Origin of the sequence: Microbacterium sp. 4R-513, assembly GCF_011046485.1 — a bacterium.
Classification (GTDB): domain Bacteria; phylum Actinomycetota; class Actinomycetes; order Actinomycetales; family Microbacteriaceae; genus Microbacterium.
On record NZ_CP049256.1, the window covers coordinates 3518037 to 3537779 of the forward strand.

Consider the following 19743-nt stretch of genomic DNA (forward strand, 5'->3'; position numbering starts at 1 on the left):
ACCGACACGCCGGGGTGGAACCGGCGTGTCGTCCACTTCATCCGCCGCTGTGCACACGTGGCCGGCGCACGGGGCGGCGGCACCCCCGGGCGGCCTGCGGCGGGGCGCTACTCGACGTACCGGATCGTGACCGGGAGCGCGTCGAGCTCGCTCTGCAGGGCGACGAGGGCCGCCGGATGCGTCCGCGCGAGCTCCCGCGCGTCGAGGTGGATGACGGAGCCGTCCGGGAGCACGACCGCGAGGTCGCGCAGGACCGCGAGCACCCGCTCGGCGGCGGCGAAACCGAGCTCGCCGCTCAGCCGGATCGTGCGGCCGTCGTCGGTCTCGGAGATGTCCACGATGGGCTGCGAGATGCTCTCGTGGGGCTCGAGCAGGTGCATCCCCATCCGGTCGCTCAGCGTGGCGACGATCGCCTGCCCGCGGACGCTGTTGCCGTGACGGTCCAGGCGCGGGCTGAAGGCCGCGACGCCGAACTGCGACGGCGCCACGGCGAGGACGCCTCCGCTCACGCCGCTCTTCGCCGGAAGGCCCACACGCAGGAGCCACTCGCCCGAGAAGTCGTACATCCCGCAGCTCGACATGATCGACAGGACGTTGCGCGCGACCCGCTCCTCGACCACCCGGTTCCCCGTCACGGGGTTCACGCCGCCGAAGGCGAGGGTGCTCGCCATCACGGCGAGGTCCCGCACCGTGACCAGGATCGAGCACTGGCGGAAGTACGTCTCGAGGGCGATCTCGACGGGCGCATCCACGACGCCGTAGGAGCGCATGAGGTGACCGAGGGCGCGATTGCGGTCGCCCGTCGACGACTCCGACCGGTACACCGACTCGTCGACGCGCAGGTCCCGGCCCGCGAACGCCGAGAGCGTCTCCAGGATCCGCTCGGTCCGCTCGTCGATGTCGGCGCCTTCGACGAGCCCCGTCGTCGCGATCGCCCCCGCGTTGACCATCGGGTTCGCCGGCCGCCCGGTGTCCTCTTCGAGGCTGATGGCATTGAACGGCTCGCCGCTCGGCTCTGTGCCGACGCGCTTCATGACCGCGTCGAGGCCGATCTCGGACAGCACATGGGCGAGCACGAACGGCTTCGAGATGGACTGGATCGTGAACTCCACCGCATCGTCGCCGACCGATCGCACCTGCCCGCGCGGCCCCACGATTGCGAACCCGAGATGGTCCGGCTCAGCGGCGGCGAGCTCGGGGATGTACGAGGCGGTGGCGCCGCTGTCGTCGTCCTTCACGTCGTCGAGCACCTGCTGCATGAGCGCCACGATGGGATCCACGGCTCGACCATAATGGACGCATGCAGCCAGACGGAGAGCCCGGCGTCCGCATCAACCCGAGCATCCTGGCCGCCGACTTCGTCAACATGCAGGCCGAGCTCGCCCGCATCGATGCCGCCGACTTCGTGCACGTCGACGTCATGGACAACCACTTCGTGCCCAACCTGACCTTCGGGCCGCAGATGGTCGAGCGCATCCAGGCCACGAGCCCGGTTCCCCTCGACGTGCATCTGATGATCGATGACCCCGACCGCTGGGCGCCCGGCTATGCCGAGCTCGGCGCGGCATCCGTCACCTTCCATCTCGAAGCCGCGCGGGCGGCCGTCGCGCTCGCCCGTCGGCTGCGCGACATCGGCGCCCGCGCGGGGGTCGCCGTCAAGCCGGCGACCCCGGTCGAACCGCTCTTCGAGCACCTCCACGAGTTCGACCAGATCCTCGTCATGACGGTCGAGCCCGGCTTCGGCGGCCAGTCGTTCATGCCCGAGACGATGCCGAAGCTCACGGCGCTTTCGGCCGAGGCGCGACGTCGCGGGTCCGCGGTGTGGCTCCAGGTCGACGGCGGCATCTCGGCCTCGACGATCGCGCAGGCCGCCGACGCGGGAGCCGACACCTTCGTCGCGGGCTCGGCGGTGTTCGGCGCCGATGACCCGGATGCCGCGATCGCGGCGCTCCGCGACCTGGCGGCGCACCGGCACTGACCCGGTCCGCGAAGACTGGCGGAGTCACGGGGGACCGAGGCATCCGTCCCGCCCGCTACCCTGGCATGGTGAAGACGTTCGACGAGCTGTTCGCCGAGCTCTCCGCGAAAGCGGTCGAGCGGCCCGAGGGATCGGGCACCGTCGCCGAGCTCGACGCGGGTGTGCACCACATCGGCAAGAAGATCGTCGAAGAGGCCGCCGAGGTCTGGATGGCGGCGGAGTACGAGTCGACGGATGCCGCGGCCGAGGAGATCTCGCAGCTGCTGTACCACCTGCAGGTCCTCATGATCTCGAAGGGCCTGGGGCTCGAGGACGTCTATCGACATCTCTGAGCGACGACTCGACCTCCGACGCTCCGACACCGAAAGCCACCGCCGCATGCTGCGAATCGCCGTGCCCAACAAGGGCTCGCTCGCCGAGACCGCTTCCGAGATGCTCTCCGAGGCCGGATACGTCGGCCGACGCGACCCGAAGGACCTCCACGTCATCGACCCGCAGAACGAGGTCGAGTTCTTCTACCTGCGCCCCAAGGACATCGCGACCTACGTCGGGTCCGGCGCGCTCGATGTCGGCATCACGGGCCGGGACCTGCTTCTGGACGCACGGATGCCGGGGGCCCGCGAGATCGAAGCCCTCGGGTTCGCCGGGTCGACCTTCCGCTTCGCGGCGCCTCCCGGACGCTTCGCCGACGTCGGCGATCTCGAGGGCATCCGCATCGCCACCTCGTACCCGGGCCTCGTGGACGCGTTCCTCGACGAGCGCGGCGTCGCCGCCGACCTGGTGCCGCTCGACGGAGCGGTGGAGTCCGCCGTCCGGCTGGGCGTCGCGGACGCGATCGCCGACGTCGTCGAGACCGGGACGACCCTGCGACAGGCGGGCCTGGAGATCTTCGGCCCCGTCATCCTGAACTCCGAGGCCGTGCTCATCGCGGCGCCGGAGGAGGCGGACGGCACCGAGACGCTTCTCCGCCGACTGCGCGGCGTCATGGTCGCGCGCCGGTACGTGCTCATCGACTACGACCTGCCGGCGCACCTCGTCGACGAGGCGGTCAAGGTCGCCCCGGGCATCGAGTCGCCGACGATCTCGCCGCTTCGGGACCCGGAGTGGGTCGCCGTGCGGGTCATGAGCCCTCGCAAGGGCGTCAATCAGGTCATGGACGCGCTGTACGCGATCGGCGCGCGCGCGATCCTCGTGACCGCGATCCACAACGCGAGGCTCTGATGTCGCTCGTCACCCGCGTCATCCCGTGCCTCGACGTCGCGGGCGGCCGCGTCGTGAAGGGCGTCAACTTCGAGAACCTCCGCGACATGGGCGACCCCGTCGAGCTCGCTCGTCTGTACTTCGACCAGGGAGCCGACGAGATCACCTTCCTCGACGTCACGGCGACGGTCGACGAGCGCGCGACGACCTACGACGTCGTGCGCCGCACCGCCGAGCAGGTCTTCATCCCGCTGACGGTCGGCGGGGGAGTGCGCTCGACCGACGACGTGGCACGCCTGCTCTCGGTCGGCGCCGACAAGATCGGCGTGAACTCCGCCGCGATCGCCCGCCCGGAGCTGCTCGACGAGATCGCCGACCGCTTCGGTGCGCAGGTGCTCGTCCTCTCGCTCGACGTCAAGCGCGTCTCGGCCGAGCGCGCCGGGCAGATCCCGTCCGGGTTCGTGGTGACGACCCACGGCGGCCGCACCGAGACCGATCTCGATGCCCTCGCGTGGGCCCGCGAGGCGATCGAACGAGGCGCGGGCGAGCTCCTCGTCAACTCCATCGACGCGGACGGCACGCGCGAGGGCTTCGACCTCGAGCTCGTCTCGCTCATGCGTGAGGTCTCGAGCGTGCCCGTCATCGCCTCGGGGGGAGCCGGTGCCGTCGAGCACTTCGCACCCGCCGTCCACGCCGGCGCCGACGCCGTGCTCGCGGCATCCGTCTTCCACTCCGGCCAGCTGACCGTCGGCGACGTCAAGGCGTCGCTCGTCGCGGCCGGTATCCCCGTCCGAGAGACCGAGGTCGCAGCATGAGCGAGACCGTCGAGGAGCGCGTCGCGCGCGTCGAGTTCAACGACCAGGGCCTCGTGGCGGCCATCGTCCAGCAGTGGGACTCGCTCGAGGTCCTCATGCTCGGGTGGATGGATGCCGAGGCCCTCCGCCGCACCCTCACCGAGGGTCGCGTCACCTTCTGGTCCCGGTCGCGGCAGGAGTACTGGCGCAAGGGCGACACGTCCGGGAACATCCAGCTCGTCCGCGGCGCCCGTCTGGACTGCGACGGCGATGCGATCCTGCTGCAGGTCGAGCAGATCGGGCCGGCCTGCCACACGGGCACCCGCACGTGCTTCGACTCCGACGACCTCGACCCGGTCCGCGGACCCGAGAAGTGATCGCCCGCGCACGGCTCCTCGCCGTCGTCGCGACCGTGCTCGCGGGCGCGGTCGGCATCATCTCCTCGACGCAGACGTGGCTCACTGTCGTGCTGAACGACGGCGCGAAGCACTCCCTCGCCGTGGCCGGGGCCGACGCCATCCCGGTGCTCGCCCCGCTGAGCCTCGCCGCTCTCGCCCTCGGAGCGGCGCTGTCGATCGTGGGACTCGTCCTCCGGTACGTCTTCGGCGCCCTCGCCCTCGCGATCGGCGCCGTCTCCGGCATCCTCACCGCCCAGGTGGCCTTCGCCCGGCCGCTGTCATCCGTCGCTTCGACCGTGACGACGGCGACGGGTCTCACGGGTGAGAAGGCCGTCTCGGACCTCGTGCTGCGGATCGAGCCGACACTCTGGCCCGCCGTGACGCTCTTCGCGTGGATCGTCCTCGTCGGCGCCGGCGTCCTCACGGTCGTCACGGCGCGACGGTGGCGGGGGAGCGGCCGGAAGTACACGGCGGATGCCACGACCCCGGCCTCCGCAGCGACCGGCCCCGCGGCATCCCGGCCCCACGACGCCATCGACTCGTGGGACGACCTGTCGCGCGGCGACGATCCCACCGCCCGCTAGACTGGGGCAGCCCGCGCACTACGGAGGAAATCCATGAGCAACCCCATCGGCGACCCCGGCCACGGACACTCGCCGGCAGCTTGGACGGCCGTCATCATCGGCCTCGTCGCGATCGCGATCGGCACGTTCTTCTTCTTCCTCGACATGCCCGCTTTCGTGTGGGCGGCCGCGGTCCTGCTGGTCATCGGTCTCATCGTGGGCTGGATCATGGCCCGGATGGGCTATGGCGTGAACGGCCCCAAGTACAAGGCGAAAGAGCACTGAGCATCCGAGCCGGGCGAGCGCCAGTGATCGGGACGATGCTCGCCGACCTCACCGCCGGTGCGGTGGAGGATGCCGAGGCCCGCGCCCTCGAGCGGCCGCTCGCCGCGGTCGAGGCCGCCGCAGCCGCGCAGTCGCCCGCCCGCGACGCCCTCGCGGCCCTCGCGCCGGCCGATCGCGTCAAGATCATCGCCGAGGTCAAGCGCGCGAGCCCGTCGCGCGGCGACCTCGCGTCGATCCCCGACCCCGCTCTTCAGGCGCGGCTGTACGAGCAGGGCGGTGCCTCGGCCATCTCGGTGCTGACCGAGGGACGGCGCTTCAAGGGCAGCCTCGCAGACCTCGAGGCGGTCAAGGCCGCCGTCGCGCTCCCCGTGCTGCGCAAGGACTTCATCGCGACGGAGTACCAGGTGCTCGAGGCGCGCGCCTCGGGCGCGGACCTCGTGCTCCTCATCGTCGCGGCGCTCGAGCAGGATGTGCTCGCGCGCCTCCACGCGCTCACGCTCGACCTCGGCATGACGCCGCTCGTCGAGACCCACTCGGCTGACGAGGTCGACCGCGCCGCCGACATCGGCGCGAAGCTCGTCGGCGTCAACGCCCGCGACCTGTCGACGTTCGAGCTGGACCGCGACCTGTTCGGCCGGCTGGCCGAGCGCATCCCGGCCGACGCGATCAGGATCGCAGAGTCCGCGGTCCTCGCTCCCGAGGATGTCGCACACTACCGGTCGGCGGGAGCCGACGTCGTGCTGATCGGCGAGGCGCTCGTGACGGGCGATCCCGTCGCGACGCTCGGAGCATTCCTGGAGGCAGGCAAGTGCGCCGTACTGAGCGAGCGGAGCGAGACGAAGTGACGCTGCTGCGTGAAGCAAAAGGCCCCTTCTTCGGCGAGTTCGGCGGGCGGTACATGCCGGAATCGCTCATCGCCGCCATCGACGAGCTGACGGCCGTGTACGAGGCCGCGATCGTGGACCCCGCGTTCCTCGCCGAGTTCGCCGAGCTCCTTCGTTCCTACGCCGGCCGTCCGTCGGTGATCACCGAGGTGCCCCGCTTCGCGGAGCACGCCGGGGGAGCCCGCGTCTTCCTCAAGCGCGAAGACCTCAACCACACCGGCTCGCACAAGATCAACAACGTGCTCGGCCAGGCGCTCCTCACGAAGCGGCTCGGCAAGACGCGCGTCATCGCCGAGACGGGTGCCGGGCAGCACGGCGTCGCCACGGCGACAGCCGCTGCGCTCTTCGGCTTCGAGTGCACGATCTACATGGGCGAGGTCGACACGGAGCGGCAGGCGCTCAACGTCGCCCGGATGCGGCTCCTCGGCGCCGAGGTCGTGCCCGTCAAGACCGGCTCCCGCACGCTAAAGGACGCGATCAACGACGCGTACCGCGACTGGGTCGCGAGCGTCGAGACGACGAACTACATCTTCGGGACGGCGGCGGGGCCGCATCCGTTCCCCGCGATGGTGCGCGACTTCCAGAAGATCATCGGCGAAGAGGCTCGTGCGCAGCTCCTCGACGAGCTCGGCCGCCTGCCCGACGCCGTCCTCGCGTGCGTCGGCGGCGGCTCCAACGCGATCGGCATGTTCGACGCGTTCCTCGACGACGAGGGCGTCAAGCTCTACGGGGTGGAGGCGGCCGGGGACGGCGTCGACACGCCCCGGCACGCGGCATCCATCGAGCGCGGGCGCCCCGGCGTGCTGCACGGCGCGAAGACCTTCGTCCTGCAGGACGAGGACGGCCAGACGATCGAGTCGCACTCCATCTCGGCGGGCCTCGACTACCCGGGCGTCGGCCCCGAGCACTCGTGGCTGGCTTCGATCGGCCGCGCGGAGTACATTCCGGCGACAGACGACGAGGCGATGCAGGCCCTCCGGCTCCTGAGCCGCACCGAGGGCATCATCCCCGCCATCGAGTCGGCGCACGCCCTCGCGGGCGCCCTGCGCATCGGGCGCGAGCTCGGCCCCGACGCCGTGCTGGCGGTGTGCCTCTCGGGACGCGGCGACAAGGACATGGACACCGCCGCCCGCTACTTCGACCTCTACGACGGCACGACACCCGAAGAGGGCTCGCCGGTCGAGTCGCCGGAGCACAGCGACGCCGCCTCGGGCGAAGGCGTGCAGCTGTGAGCTCGCGGGTCGCGGCGGCGATCGACGCCGCCAAGGCGGAGGGGCGCGGAGCCTTCGTGGGCTACCTCCCGCTCGGATTCCCCGACCTCGAGACGAGCATCGAGGCCGCCGTCACGCTCGCCGAGAACGGCGCCGACGTGCTCGAGCTCGGCCCTCCCTACTCCGACCCCGTCATGGACGGCACGATCATCCAGGAGGCGACGCAGGCGGCCCTCGCGGGGGGCTTCCGCATGCGCGACACCTTCACGGCCGTCGAGGCGATCGCCAGCCGCGTCGATGTGCCCGTGCTCGTCATGACGTACTGGAACCCCGTCGTGCAGTACGGCGTCGACCGCTACGCCGACGACCTCCTCGCCGCCGGCGGTGCCGGCCTCATCACGCCCGACATCACGCCGGACGCGGCGGAGGACTGGATCGCCGCGAGCACCCGCACCGGCCTCGACCGCGTCTTCCTCGCGGCGCCGACGTCGACCGACGAGCGCCTCGAGATGATCGTCCGCAGCACGACCGGGTTCGTGTACACGGTCTCGACGATGGGCATCACGGGCGAGCGGGCGCAGCTGGATGCCGCAGCCCGCACGCTCGTCGCACGCTTGCGCGAGCACGGGGCCGGCCACACGTGCGTCGGCATCGGCATCTCGAACGCCGAGCAGGTCGGCGGCGTGCTCGAGTACGCCGACGGAGCGATCGTCGGCACGGCGCTCGTCCGGGCGCTGCGCGACGGCGGGCTCGACGGTCTCGCCGAGACCGCGCGGGCCCTCGCCGCGGGCACACGCGGGCGCGCGAACTAGACTTCTCAGGTCGGCCGCGGCCGATCCCCCCTGCCTCGAAGGACACACCCATGATGAATGCCGCTCTGAGCCTTGCGGGAGGCGTGGCCGCCAGCATCCCGAGTCCCTCGGTGAGCTACATCGACCTCGGACCGTTCCGCATCCACTTCTACGCGCTGTGCATCATCGCGGGCATCATCGTCGCGGTCTTCATGACGAACCACCGCCTCACCAAGCGGGGCGCCGAGCCGTGGGTCGTCATCGACATCGCGCTGCTGGCCGTGCCGCTCGCGATCATCGGCGCGCGGATCTACCACGTCGCGACCCACCCCGGCTTCTACTTCGGGCCCGGCACCGACATCTGGGCGGTGTTCCGCATCTGGGAGGGCGGCATCGCGATCTACGGCGCCCTCATCGGCGGTGCGATCGGCGCATGGCTCGGCTGCAAGTGGACCGGCATCCGGTTCTGGACGTTCGCCGACGCCCTCGCCCCGGGACTCCTCCTCGCGCAGGCGCTGGGCCGCTTCGGCAACTGGTTCAACCAGGAGCTCTTCGGCCTGCCCACCGACCTCCCGTGGGGCCTCGAGATCGACGCCGACAACCCGGCGTTCCCTGCAGGGCTGCCCGCCGACACGCTCTTCCACCCGACGTTCCTCTACGAGGTCGTCTGGAACGTGCTGGGCGTCCTCTTCCTCCTGTGGGTCGGCAAGAAGTTCCGCCTGCAGTGGGGCCGCCTCTTCGCCCTGTACCTCGTCTGGTACAGCGCCGGGCGCATCGTCTGGGAGACCATCCGGATCGACCCGAGCGAGATCTACTTCGGCCTCCGGACGAACGTGTGGGCGGCGATCTTCGGGGTGCTCCTCGGCATCGTGATCTTCTTCGTGCAGAAGCGGCGCCACCCGGGCCTCGAGCCCTCGCCGTACGTGCCCGGCCGCGAATGGAAGCCCAAGGGGGCTGTACAATCGCAGGACACCGACTTCGTCGACGTCAGCGAACCACCCGCCGACGATGTCGAGCAGCGCGCCGCCACAAGCACTGTCGCCTCGAAGTAACCCACTGCACATCTGAGATGCAGCACAGCTAGCACCCCGGGCCGACGGCGTCCCATTTCGAGTCAAGTGAGGACGGTTGGTATGGCCTCGAGCCCCCGTCACAACGCACGCCCGTCGGGACCCACCGGTTTCCCCGAGAAGCAGGGCATGTACAACCCTGCCTTCGAGAAGGACGCCTGCGGCCTCGCGATGGTCGCCACCCTCCGCGGCGAGCCCGGTCACGACATCATCGCGCTGGCGCTGACGGCGCTGCGCAACCTGGAGCACCGCGGCGCGATCGGATCCGACGCCGGCACGGGCGACGGAGCGGGCATCCTGACGCAGATGCCGGATGCCTTCCTCCGCGCCGTCGTCGACTTCGAGCTTCCTCCGGTCGGCGAGTACGCGGCCGGCATGATCTTCCTCCCGCTCGACGACGAGGAGCGGGCTGCGCAGAAGGCGGGCATCGAGGAGCTCGCCGCTAGCGAGAACCTCACGGTGCTCGGCTGGCGCGAGGTGCCGACCGAGGACGAGAACCTCGGCAAGCTCGCCTACGCCGCGCGCCCCGCCTTCGAGCAGCTGTTCGTCTCGCGTCCGGCCGTGGGCGACCAGGCCGCTCTGTCGGGCATCGCCCTCGACCGGCGCGTGTACCGTCTGCGCAAGCGCGCCCGTACGGAGCTCGACGCCTACTTCGTCTCGCTCTCGAGCCGCACCCTGGGCTACAAGGGCATGGTCACGACCCTCCAGCTCGAGCCGTTCTACCCCGACCTGTCGGACGAGCGCTTCATGTCGGAGCTCGCCGTCGTGCACTCCCGGTACTCGACCAACACCTTCCCGTCGTGGCCCCTCGCGCAGCCGCTGCGGATGCTCGCGCACAACGGCGAGATCAACACCGTCAACGGCAACCGCAACTGGATGCGGGCCCGCCAGTCCCAGCTCGAGTCCGAGCTCCTCGGCGACATCGAGCCGCTGCTCCCCATCTGCACGACCGGCGCGAGCGACTCGGCGTCCTTCGACGAGGTGCTCGAGCTCCTCACCCTGACTGGCCGCAGCCTGCCGCACGCCATCATGATGATGGTCCCCGAGGCGTACGAGAAGCAGCTCGACATCGACCCAAAGCTCCGCTCATTCTACGAGTACCACTCGATGCAGATGGAGCCGTGGGACGGCCCCGCCGCGCTCATCTTCACCGACGGCACGCTCGTCGGCGCGACGCTCGACCGCAACGGCCTGCGCCCCGGCCGCTGGACCGAGACGACCGACGGCCTCATCGTGATCGGCAGCGAGACCGGCGTGCTCGACTTCGAGCCGGAGCGCATCAAGCGCCGCGGACGCCTGCGTCCCGGACGCATGTTCCTCGTCGACACGGCGCAGCGCCGCATCATCGAGGACGACGAGATCAAGCGCAGCCTCGCCGAGCTCGAGCCGTGGCAGGACTGGCTGGACAAGGGGCGCGTCCGCCTCGCCGAGCTGCCCGAGCGCGAGCACATCGTGCACCCCATCGCCTCGATCACCCGCCGTCAGCGCACGTTCGGGTACACCGAGGAGGAGGTGCGCATCCTCCTGACGCCGATGGGCCAGACCGGTGCCGAGCCCCTCGGCGCCATGGGCAGCGACACGCCTGTCGCCGTGCTGAGCGACCGGCCGCGCCTGCTGTTCGACTACTTCACGCAGCAGTTCGCGCAGGTGACGAACCCTCCGCTCGACTCCATCCGCGAAGAGGTCGTGACCTCGCTCTCGCTCGGCCTCGGCCCGGAACGCAACCTCCTGACGTGGGGCCCCGACCACACGCGCGTCGTGACCCTCGACTTCCCGGTCATCGACAACGACGAGCTCGCCAAGATCCAGCACATCGACACCGCCCTCCCGGGCCGCACCTCGGTGACGATCCGCGGCCTGTACCGCGTCGAAGCCGGTCACAAGGGCATGCAGAAGCGCCTCGCGCAGATGTGCGACGAGGTCGACCAGGCGATCGAGGACGGTGCGGAGTTCATCGTCCTGAGCGACCGCGACTCGAACAAGGACCTCGCGCCGATCCCGTCGCTGCTCATGCTCGCGGCGGTCCACCACCACCTCATCCGCAACCAGACCCGCATGAAGTGCGGTCTCGTGGTCGAGGCGGGCGACGTGCGCGAAGTGCATCACGTCGCGACGCTCATCGGATACGGGGCATCCGCCGTCAATCCGTACCTCGCGATGGAGACCGTCGAGTACCTCGTGCGCGCCGGCTACATCACCGGCATCGCCCCCGAGAAGGCCGTCAAGAACCTCATCAAGGCGCTCGGCAAGGGCGTCCTCAAGATCATGTCGAAGATGGGCATCTCGACCGTGTCGTCCTACGCGGGCGCACAGGTGTTCGAGGCGATCGGCCTCTCGCAGGAGTTCGTCGAGAAGTACTTCACCGGGACCGAGACGAAGCTCGGGGGAGTGGGGCTCGACGTCATCGCGAGCGAGAACGCCGCGCGGCACGCGTACGCGTACCCGGAGGATGCCGCGGTCCGCGCGCACGAGCGGCTCTGGACCGGTGGCGAGTACCAGTGGCGCCGCGACGGCTCGCCGCACCTCTTCAACCCCGAGACGGTCTTCCGCCTGCAGCACTCGACGCGCACGCGCCGCTACGACATCTTCCGCGAGTACACGAAGCTCGTCGACGACCAGGCGAGCGAGCTGAAGACCCTGCGCGGGCTCTTCAAGCTGCGCACGGGAGTGCGCCCGGCCGTGCCGATCGACGAGGTCGAGCCGGTGTCGTCGATCGTGAAGCGGTTCTCCACAGGGGCGATGAGCTACGGCTCGATCTCCAAGGAGGCGCACGAGACGCTCGCGATCGCGATGAACTCCATCGGCGCGAAGTCCAACACGGGCGAGGGCGGCGAGGACGTGGACCGGCTGCTCGACCCCGAGCGCCGCAGCGCGATCAAGCAGGTCGCCTCCGGCCGCTTCGGCGTCACGAGCCTCTACCTCACCGAGTCGGACGACATCCAGATCAAGCTCGCTCAGGGCGCGAAGCCCGGCGAGGGCGGCCAGCTGCCGCCGACCAAGGTCTACCCCTGGGTGGCGCGGACTCGGCATGCGACGGCCGGTGTCGGTCTCATCTCGCCGCCGCCGCACCACGACATCTACTCGATCGAAGACCTCAAGCAGCTCATCTTCGACCTGAAGCGCGCCAACCCCCGGGCACGGGTCCACGTCAAACTCGTGAGCCAGTCGGGCATCGGCGCGGTGGCCGCCGGCACCGCGAAGGCCCTCGCCGACGTCATCCTCGTCTCGGGCCACGACGGCGGAACGGGCGCGAGCCCGCTGAACTCGCTCAAGCACGCGGGCACCCCGTGGGAGCTCGGCCTCGCCGAGACGCAGCAGACGCTCATCCTCAACGGCATGCGCGACCGCGTCGTCGTCCAGGTCGACGGACAGCTCAAGACCGGGCGCGACGTCGTCATCGGCGCCCTGCTCGGCGCCGAGGAGTTCGGCTTCGCGACGGCTCCGCTGGTCGTGTCCGGGTGCGTCATGATGCGCGTGTGCCACCTGGACACGTGCCCCGTGGGCGTCGCGACGCAGAACCCGGTTCTGCGGCAGCGCTTCAACGGCAAGCCCGAGTTCGTCGTGAACTTCATGGAGTTCATCGCCGAAGAGGTGCGCGAGTACCTCGCGGAGCTCGGCTTCCGCTCACTCGACGAGGCGATCGGCCGCACGGAGCTCCTCGACATCAACGGCGCGGTCGACCACTGGAAGGCGAACGGCCTCGACCTCGCCCCGGTGCTCGAGGGTCCGGCCTTCGCCGACGACGAGCCGCGACGCAACCGCCGCGGGCAGAAGCACGAGCTCGACGAGCACTTCGACGTGCAGCTCATCGAGCGCGCGCAGGACGTCGTGGCGCACGGCGGCGAGCTGAAGATCGAGCTTCCGATCCGCAACACCGAGCGGGCCGTCGGCACGATGCTCGGCCACCACGTGACCCGTGCGCACGGGCAGAACGGCCTCCCGACCGGCTCGATCGTCATCGAGCTCAAGGGCTCCGCCGGACAGTCGTTCGGCGCGTTCATGCCCGCGGGCATCACGCTGCGGCTCGAGGGCGACTCGAACGACTACGTCGGCAAGGGCCTCTCGGGTGGGCAGATCGTCATCCGCCCGCCGAAGGGCGCGACGTTCGCGGCGTCCGAGAACGTCATCGCGGGCAACGTCATCGGCTACGGCGCGACACAGGGGACGATGTTCCTGAGCGGCGTCGTCGGCGAGCGCTTCTTCGTGCGCAACTCCGGGGCGACCGCGGTCGTCGAGGGCGTGGGCGACCACGCGCTCGAGTACATGACCGGCGGCCTGGCCGTCATCCTCGGCAAGACGGGCCGCAACCTCGGCGCGGGGATGTCCGGCGGCATGGCGTACGTGTACAAGCTCGACGAGGCCCTCGTCAACCGCGAGGCTCTCGCGGCGGGCGAGCTCGTCCTGGGCGAGCTGGGATCGGGGGATGCCGAGATCCTGCGCGACCTGCTGACGCAGCACGTCGCCGAGACGGACTCGTCGCTCGCGGCATCCCTGTTGGAAGACTTCGAAACAGTGCTGGACGACTTCGTCCGCGTGCTGCCGCGGGACTACGCGGCCGTGCTGCAGACACGGCAGGAGGCCGTCGCGCAGGGGCTCGACCCCGACGGCGACGTCGTCTGGAACCGCATCCTGGAGGTGACGGGTGGCTGACCCGAAAGGCTTTCTGAAGGTCACCGAGCGCGAGCTTCCGCCTCGCCGCCCGGTGCCGGTGCGCATCCTCGACTGGAAAGAGGTGTACGAGCCGGGCGACTCGGCGGTCATCCGCCGGCAGGCCGGACGCTGCATGGACTGCGGCGTGCCGTTCTGCCACAAGGGCTGCCCGCTCGGCAACCTCATCCCGGAGTGGAACGACCTCATGTGGCGCGGCGAGGGCCGCGGCGCGATCGAGCGTCTGCACGCGACGAACAACTTCCCCGAGTTCACGGGGCGGCTCTGCCCGGCGCCGTGCGAGAGCGCGTGCGTTCTCGGGATCAACCAGCCCGCCGTCACGATCAAGCAGATCGAGGTCTCGATCATCGACGAGGCGTTCGGCAACGGCTGGGTGGAGCCCGAGCCGCCGGGACGTCTCACGGGCAAGACGGTCGCCGTCGTGGGCTCGGGTCCCGCGGGTCTCGCGGCCGCGCAGCAGCTCACGCGCGCCGGCCACACCGTCGCCGTGTTCGAGCGCGACGACCGCATCGGCGGACTCCTGCGCTACGGCATCCCGGACTTCAAGATGGAGAAGAAGCACCTCGAGATGCGTCTTCGCCAGATGCGCGACGAGGGAACGCGCTTCCGCGCGGGCGTCGAGATCGGCAAGGACATCTCGTGGAGCGACCTCCGGGCGCGCTACGACGCCGTCGTGGTCGCCACGGGCGCGACGCTGCCGCGCGACCTCCCGATCCCGGGTCGTGACCTCGCGGGGGTGCACTTCGCGATGGAGTACCTCGTCGAGTCCAACCGCGCGACGGCCGGCGACTCCGTGCCGAACCAGATCACCGCCGAAGGCAAGCACGTCGTCGTCATCGGCGGCGGCGACACCGGCGCCGACTGCATCGGCACGGCGCACCGCCAGGGCGCACTGAGCGTCACGAACCTGGCCATCGGCCGCCGCCCCCCGGGCGAGCGTCCCGAGCACCAGCCCTGGCCCATGACGCCGACGGTGTTCGAGGTCCAGTCCGCCCACGAGGAGGGCGGCGAGCGGTCGTACCTCGCCTCGACCGTCGAGTTCGTGGGCAACGGTGCGGGCGAGGTCCGCGCCATCCGCGTGGCCGAGACGGAGTACGCGGCCGACGGCCGGCGCATCCCCAAGAGCGGCACGGAGCGCGAGATCCCCGCGGACCTCGTGCTCATCGCCATGGGCTTCACGGGCCCCGAGCGAGCCCTCGTGGAGGAGCAGCTCGGCACGCAGTTCACCGGGCGCGGCAACTACGAGCGCGCGAGCGACTTCCACTCGACGACCCCCGGCGTCTTCGTCGCGGGCGATGCGGGGCGCGGGCAGTCGCTCATCGTGTGGGCGATCGCGGAGGGCCGTGCGGCCGCCGCGTCCGTCGACGCGTACCTCATGGGCGAGACCGCCCTGCCGGCCCCCGTGCGGGCCGACGATGTCGCGATAGGCCTCCAGCCCGCGTAGGCTGACGGAGGTCATTTCGACCGCTTTCCCGACATATTCCCCTCCCACCCACGGAGCACATACGGATGAGACGCGCCAAGATCGTCGCAACCCTCGGCCCCGCAACCTCGACGTACGAGATGGTCCGCGCGATCATCGAGGCCGGCGTCGATGTCGCGCGGTTCAACCTGAGCCACGGCGATTACTCCGTGCACGAGAACAACTTCGCCAACGTCCGGAAGGCTGCTGACGACGCAGGTCGTCCCGTCGCGATCCTCGTCGACCTGCAGGGCCCGAAGATCCGCCTCGGAAAGTTCGAGAACGGACCGCACGAGCTCGCCGTCGGCGACATCTTCAAGATCACGACCGAGGACATCCTCGGCACCAAGGAGATCGTCTCGACGACCTTCAAGGGGCTGCCGAACGACGTCAAGCCCGGCGACTACCTGCTCATCGACGACGGCAAGGTGCGCGTTCAGGTGGTCGAGACCGACGGGACCGTCGTCACCACCAAGGTGATCGTCGCGGGCCCGGTGTCGAACAACAAGGGCATCAACCTGCCCGGCGTCGCGGTCAACGTGCCGGCACTCTCCGAGAAGGACGAGGCCGATCTCCGCTGGGGCCTGCGCATCGGCGCCGACCTCATCGCGCTGTCGTTCGTGCGCGACGCCAAGGACATCCAGCGCGTCCACGTCATCATGGCCGAGGAGGGGCGCCACGTCCCCGTCATCGCCAAGATCGAGAAGCCGCAGGCGGTGGACAACCTCGAAGAGATCATCGACGCGTTCGACGGCATCATGGTCGCCCGTGGCGACCTCGGCGTCGAGCTGCCCCTCGAGGCCGTTCCGATCGTCCAGAAGCGCGCCGTCGAGCTGTGCCGCCGCATGGCCAAGCCCGTCATCGTCGCCACGCAGATGCTCGAGTCGATGATCGAGAACCCCGTCCCGACGCGCGCCGAGACCAGCGACGTCGCCAACGCCGTGCTCGACGGCGCCGACGCGGTCATGCTCTCGGGCGAGACGAGCGTCGGCAAGTACCCCGTCGGCGTCGTCGAGACGATGGCCCGCATCGTGCAGTCGACCGAGGAGCACGGCCTCGAGCGCATCCTCCCGCTCACCGCGAAGCCCCGAACGCAGGGCGGCGCGATCACCCTCGCCGCCGTCGAGGTCGCCGACTTCGTCGAGGCGAAGTACCTCTGCCTCTTCACCGAGTCGGGCGATACGGCGCGCCGCATGTCGCGCATCCGCTCGAAGATCCCAATGATCGCCTTCACGCCCGAGCCGGCCATCCGCCGCCGCATGGCGATCACGTGGGGCGTCAGCTCGACGCTCGTCGAGCACGTGCCGCACACCGACCGGATGTTCATCCAGGTCGACGACTACCTCCTGTCGAACGACCTCGCGAAGGTCGGAGACAAGGTCGTCGTCATCTCGGGATCGCCCCCCGGGATCATCGGCTCGACGAACGACATCCGCGTCCACAAGGTCGGGGACGCGGTGCACGGGGCAGCCCCGATCTACCGTCAGTGACGCTCACCCGACACGGGCGAACGACACGCATCCGGATGGCCCTCGCTCGCTAGAGTGAGGGCCATTCGGCGTCTTCAGTGGAACGTCGTCACTCGAAAGGGCTCGGCCATGTTCTTCTGGTGGTTGCTGTGGTTCTTCTACTTCGCCGCATACCTGTACGTGATCATCTTCGTGATCCGCGACCTCTTCCGCGATCACAAGGCGAACGGATGGATCAAGGCGCTGTGGATCATCCTGCTCATCTTCGTGCCGTTCCTGACGGGGCTCATCTACGTCATCGTCAACGGCAAGGGCATCGCCGAGCGCGAGTACGAAGCGCGGCGCATGGCTCCCGAGAACGACTCGTACACCCCGCAGGCCTCGTCCAGCCCGTCTGAGGACATCGCGCGCGCCAAGGCGCTCCTCGACGCCGGCACGATCTCACAGGGCGAGTTCGACGCTCTCAAGAGCAAGGCGCTCGGCAACCAGTACTTCGGCGCGTAGCGCCGTACGACGATGAAGAGCGGATGCCTCGGCCGAGGCATCCGCTCTTCGCATGGGAGGCGGGGCGAGCGTGAGCGCTGAGCAGCCGAACCCGCCCGGCGGCCGCCGCGTGCACTGGCTGGAGCTCTTCTTCGACCTCGTGATGGTCGCGTGCATCGGGCAGATCGCGCACACGATGCACGGCGATCCCGACTGGGCGGCCGCGGCCGTGTTCACTCTGCTGCTCGCAGCGGTCTGGTGGGCATGGGTCAACGCCACGATCACCATGAACCTGTTCGGCGCACGGGTGACGTCGATGATCTGGACCGCCGTGATCCTCGCGATGGCCGCCATGGGACTCATGGCGGCCGCCGCTCCCGAGGCGCTCGGCGACCGCGCGGCCGCCTTCGCCATCGGCAACGCGGCGATCAGGGCGATCTGGATGGTCCCGTGGTTCGTCAAGCGCCGCATCACCGGCCTCCCGTGGTGGCGACCCGTCGCGTACAACATCGTGCCGATCGGACTCTGGCTCGTCTCCATCGCGGTTCCGCAGCCGTGGCAGGTGCTCCTCTGGGTGCTGGCCGTCGCGATCGAAGTGGCGCTCCTCGGCAGGGTGGGCGATCACGGCTGGGTGCGCGACTCGATCGACGTCGACCATGCCGTCGAGCGGGTCGGCCTGCTCGTCGTGATCGTCTTCGGCGAGTCGATCCTCTCGATCATCGACGAGCTCTCGGAGCACTGGTCCGTCGTCGCGGGCGTCACCGCCGCGCTCGCCTTCGCATCGGTCGCGCTGCTCGCGTGGATCTTCTTCGGGTTCGCGACGAGAGCCGTCGAACGGGGGCTCCATCGGCTCCAGTCCCGGGGGAACGTCTCCGGGCTGCGCGATGCCGTGATGTACCTGCCGTTCCTCCTCATCGCGGGCATCACCCTGTTCGCCGCAGGTCTCGGGACGGCCGTCGCCGAGGGGGAGCGAGAGCTGCCGCTCGGAGCCGCGGTGTGCCTCGCCGGCGGGGTGAGCCTGTTCTTCCTCGCGAGCACGGCCGAGTCGCTGCGCTACGGCGCCCCGTGGCGCGACATCGTGCTGTGGGGGCCGGCCGGCATCCTGCTGCCGTGGATCCTCGTGCCGCTGCGCGGGGCGATCGGTGCCGTCGGACTCGTGGGCGTCGCGCTGCTCGTCATCGCGGTCCTTGCGACGCTCAACGCCGTGAACGCACGCCGCGTGCACGCAGCGCGGTCGAAGACCGCGGATCGTGCCGGTGGTGGGACTTGAACCCACACGCCCTTTCGGGCAACCGAGTTTGAGTCGGTCGCGTCTGCCATTCCGCCACACCGGCCGGCACGCGATTGACCATACCGTAGGATTCAATGGTGACTGAGCAAGAGCAGGCCGCCTCGGCCACTGCCCCCCGCCGCGTCGTCGTAGCGGAGGACGAATCGCTGATCCGCCTCGACATCGTCGAGATCCTCCGTGACAACGGGTTCGACGTCGTCGGCGAGGCAGGGGATGGCGAGACCGCCGTCGCCCTCGCCACCGAGCTGCGTCCCGACCTCGTCATCATGGACGTCAAGATGCCCCAGCTCGACGGCATCAGCGCCGCCGAGAAGCTCAGCAAGAACCACATCGCGCCCGTCGTCCTCCTCACGGCCTTCAGCCAGAAGGAGCTCGTCGAGCGCGCGAGCGAGGCCGGTGCCCTCGCCTATGTCGTCAAGCCGTTCACGCCGAACGACCTCCTGCCCGCGATCGAGATCGCCCTGGCCCGCTACGACCAGATCATCACGCTCGAGGCCGAGGTCGCCGACATGGTCGAGCGCTTCGAGACCCGCAAGCTGGTCGACCGCGCCAAGGGCCTCCTCAACGAGAAGATGGGCCTGAGCGAGCCCGAGGCGTTCCGCTGGATCCAGAAGGCCTCGATGGACCGTCGCCTCACGATGCAGGACGTCGCGAAGGCGATCATCGAGCAGCTCGCGCCCAAGAAGGGCTGAGCCCCAAAGACTTCGACGGATGCCGCGGCCCTCGGGTCGCGGCATCCGTCTTCCTATTCCGGTAGATCGCGGATCATGTTGGTGATGCGGACCGTCGAGCACCGCCGGCCCTGATCGTCGGTCACGGCGATCTCGTGGACCGTGAGGCTCCGGCCGAGGTGGATCGGCGTGCACACGCCCGTGACGCGGCCCGAGGTCGCGGAGCGCGTGTGCGTCGCGTTGATGTCGATGCCCACCGCGAGCCGGCCGGCACCGGCGTGGAGATTCGCGTGCATCGAGCCGAGCGACTCGCCGAGCACGACGTATGCGCCGCCGTGCATGAGGCCGACGGGCTGCGTGTTGCCCTCGACGGGCATCGTCGCCACGGCGCGCTCGGGGGTGAACTCGACCCACTCGAAGCCCATCTTCTCGGCAAGGGCGCCGACGCCCCGGGCACGTGCCCAGTCGAGTCGATCCTCGGTCGCGGGGGAGGCGTCGGACATCGTTCTCCTGTGCTGCGGACGC

The 19743-nt window shown here is 69.9% G+C and carries 19 protein-coding genes and 1 tRNA gene; 17 read left to right on the forward strand and 3 right to left on the reverse strand.

Features of this window, described 5'->3' with window-relative positions; genetic code table 11:
• Window positions 1–107 precede the first annotated feature (107 nt).
• The gene (gene glsA / locus G5T42_RS15600; RefSeq protein ID WP_206535660.1) at window positions 108–1280 is read right to left on the reverse strand and encodes a glutaminase A; all 1173 of its coding nucleotides are present in this window, start codon (window positions 1278–1280) and stop codon (window positions 108–110) included.
• Window positions 1281–1300: 20 nt separating this feature from the next.
• Here glsA and rpe point away from each other — a divergent pair, with 20 nt between their 5' ends.
• From rpe to G5T42_RS15680, 16 genes are all read left to right on the forward strand, one after another.
• Window positions 1301–1978, forward strand: a complete 678-nt coding sequence (gene rpe / locus G5T42_RS15605) for a ribulose-phosphate 3-epimerase (RefSeq protein WP_165129687.1) — start codon at window positions 1301–1303, stop codon at window positions 1976–1978.
• 68 nt (window positions 1979–2046) lie between these two features.
• Window positions 2047–2310, forward strand: a complete 264-nt coding sequence (locus G5T42_RS15610; RefSeq protein WP_165129688.1) for a phosphoribosyl-ATP diphosphatase — start codon at window positions 2047–2049, stop codon at window positions 2308–2310.
• A gap of 46 nt (window positions 2311–2356) precedes the next feature.
• Window positions 2357–3199, forward strand: a complete 843-nt coding sequence (gene hisG, locus G5T42_RS15615; RefSeq protein ID WP_165129689.1) for an ATP phosphoribosyltransferase — start codon at window positions 2357–2359, stop codon at window positions 3197–3199.
• Window positions 3199–3993 carry an imidazole glycerol phosphate synthase subunit HisF gene (hisF, locus tag G5T42_RS15620; protein ID WP_165129690.1) on the forward strand — a complete coding sequence of 265 codons (795 nt, stop codon included), beginning with the start codon at window positions 3199–3201 and terminating at the stop codon, window positions 3991–3993. Before hisG ends, hisF begins: the two co-directional genes overlap by 1 nt.
• The gene (gene hisI, locus G5T42_RS15625) at window positions 3990–4349 is read left to right on the forward strand and encodes a phosphoribosyl-AMP cyclohydrolase (protein ID WP_165129691.1); all 360 of its coding nucleotides are present in this window, start codon (window positions 3990–3992) and stop codon (window positions 4347–4349) included. Before hisF ends, hisI begins: the two co-directional genes overlap by 4 nt.
• A complete protein-coding gene (locus tag G5T42_RS15630; protein WP_165129692.1) occupies window positions 4346–4954 on the forward strand; it encodes a Trp biosynthesis-associated membrane protein in 609 nt (202 codons plus the stop codon). The genes hisI and G5T42_RS15630 overlap by 4 nt, the downstream gene beginning before the upstream one ends.
• Before the next feature lie 33 nt (window positions 4955–4987).
• Window positions 4988–5218, forward strand: coding sequence for a DUF6704 family protein (locus G5T42_RS15635; protein WP_165129693.1), 231 nt, complete (start codon window positions 4988–4990; stop codon window positions 5216–5218).
• A gap of 35 nt (window positions 5219–5253) precedes the next feature.
• Entirely contained in the window at window positions 5254–6063 is an 810-nt protein-coding gene (trpC, locus tag G5T42_RS15640; protein ID WP_165129694.1) for an indole-3-glycerol phosphate synthase TrpC, read from the forward strand.
• A gap of 53 nt (window positions 6064–6116) precedes the next feature.
• Window positions 6117–7334: a tryptophan synthase subunit beta gene (gene trpB / locus G5T42_RS15645; RefSeq protein ID WP_241246085.1), complete on the forward strand. Its 1218-nt coding sequence runs from the start codon at window positions 6117–6119 to the stop codon at window positions 7332–7334.
• On the forward strand, window positions 7331–8125 hold the full coding sequence (gene trpA / locus G5T42_RS15650) for a tryptophan synthase subunit alpha (RefSeq protein WP_165129696.1): 795 nt from the start codon (window positions 7331–7333) through the stop codon (window positions 8123–8125). The genes trpB and trpA overlap by 4 nt, the downstream gene beginning before the upstream one ends.
• A 50-nt stretch (window positions 8126–8175) precedes the next feature.
• Window positions 8176–9156, forward strand: coding sequence for a prolipoprotein diacylglyceryl transferase (gene lgt / locus G5T42_RS15655; protein WP_165129697.1), 981 nt, complete (start codon window positions 8176–8178; stop codon window positions 9154–9156).
• An 81-nt stretch (window positions 9157–9237) separates the two neighbouring features.
• Complete coding sequence (gltB, locus tag G5T42_RS15660; protein ID WP_165129698.1) at window positions 9238–13824, forward strand: glutamate synthase large subunit; 4587 nt, start codon at window positions 9238–9240, stop codon at window positions 13822–13824.
• Window positions 13817–15286, forward strand: coding sequence for a glutamate synthase subunit beta (locus G5T42_RS15665; RefSeq protein ID WP_165129699.1), 1470 nt, complete (start codon window positions 13817–13819; stop codon window positions 15284–15286). Before gltB ends, G5T42_RS15665 begins: the two co-directional genes overlap by 8 nt.
• Window positions 15287–15351: 65 nt before the next feature.
• Window positions 15352–16794 carry a pyruvate kinase gene (gene pyk, locus G5T42_RS15670; protein WP_165129700.1) on the forward strand — a complete coding sequence of 481 codons (1443 nt, stop codon included), beginning with the start codon at window positions 15352–15354 and terminating at the stop codon, window positions 16792–16794.
• Between the two features lie 108 nt (window positions 16795–16902).
• Window positions 16903–17277, forward strand: coding sequence for an SHOCT domain-containing protein (locus G5T42_RS15675; RefSeq protein ID WP_165129701.1), 375 nt, complete (start codon window positions 16903–16905; stop codon window positions 17275–17277).
• 70 nt (window positions 17278–17347) lie between these two features.
• Complete coding sequence (locus G5T42_RS15680) at window positions 17348–18526, forward strand: low temperature requirement protein A (RefSeq protein ID WP_165129702.1); 1179 nt, start codon at window positions 17348–17350, stop codon at window positions 18524–18526.
• On the opposite strand, the gene G5T42_RS15685 is transcribed toward G5T42_RS15680, so the two are convergent.
• A tRNA-Leu gene (locus G5T42_RS15685) sits at window positions 18508–18590 on the reverse strand. The two genes, G5T42_RS15680 and G5T42_RS15685, sit on opposite strands and share 19 nt — an antisense overlap.
• 34 nt (window positions 18591–18624) lie before the next feature.
• On the opposite strand from G5T42_RS15685, the gene G5T42_RS15690 reads away from it, so the two are divergent.
• Window positions 18625–19239, forward strand: coding sequence for a response regulator (locus G5T42_RS15690; protein WP_141882809.1), 615 nt, complete (start codon window positions 18625–18627; stop codon window positions 19237–19239).
• Between the two features lie 53 nt (window positions 19240–19292).
• Here the strand turns inward: G5T42_RS15690 and G5T42_RS15695 are convergent, their stop codons facing one another.
• Complete coding sequence (locus G5T42_RS15695; protein WP_165129703.1) at window positions 19293–19721, reverse strand: hotdog fold thioesterase; 429 nt, start codon at window positions 19719–19721, stop codon at window positions 19293–19295.
• Window positions 19722–19743 lie beyond the last annotated feature (22 nt).

Excerpts from the sequence above, each read along its gene's own strand:
- rpe (WP_165129687.1), top strand. The coding sequence starts at position 1,301 with ATGCAGCCAGACGGAGAGCCCGGCGTCCGCATCAACCCGAGCATCCTG.
- hisG (WP_165129689.1), top strand. The coding sequence starts at position 2,357 with ATGCTGCGAATCGCCGTGCCCAACAAGGGCTCGCTCGCCGAGACCGCT.
- hisF (WP_165129690.1), top strand. The coding sequence starts at position 3,199 with ATGTCGCTCGTCACCCGCGTCATCCCGTGCCTCGACGTCGCGGGCGGC.
- hisI (WP_165129691.1), top strand. The coding sequence starts at position 3,990 with ATGAGCGAGACCGTCGAGGAGCGCGTCGCGCGCGTCGAGTTCAACGAC.
- G5T42_RS15635 (WP_165129693.1), top strand. The coding sequence starts at position 4,988 with ATGAGCAACCCCATCGGCGACCCCGGCCACGGACACTCGCCGGCAGCT.
- trpC (WP_165129694.1), top strand. The coding sequence starts at position 5,254 with ATGCTCGCCGACCTCACCGCCGGTGCGGTGGAGGATGCCGAGGCCCGC.
- trpB (WP_241246085.1), top strand. The coding sequence starts at position 6,117 with ATGCCGGAATCGCTCATCGCCGCCATCGACGAGCTGACGGCCGTGTAC.
- lgt (WP_165129697.1), top strand. The coding sequence starts at position 8,176 with ATGATGAATGCCGCTCTGAGCCTTGCGGGAGGCGTGGCCGCCAGCATC.
- gltB (WP_165129698.1), top strand. The coding sequence starts at position 9,238 with ATGGCCTCGAGCCCCCGTCACAACGCACGCCCGTCGGGACCCACCGGT.
- pyk (WP_165129700.1), top strand. The coding sequence starts at position 15,352 with ATGAGACGCGCCAAGATCGTCGCAACCCTCGGCCCCGCAACCTCGACG.
- G5T42_RS15675 (WP_165129701.1), top strand. The coding sequence starts at position 16,903 with ATGTTCTTCTGGTGGTTGCTGTGGTTCTTCTACTTCGCCGCATACCTG.
- G5T42_RS15695 (WP_165129703.1), bottom strand. The coding sequence starts at position 19,721 with ATGTCCGACGCCTCCCCCGCGACCGAGGATCGACTCGACTGGGCACGT.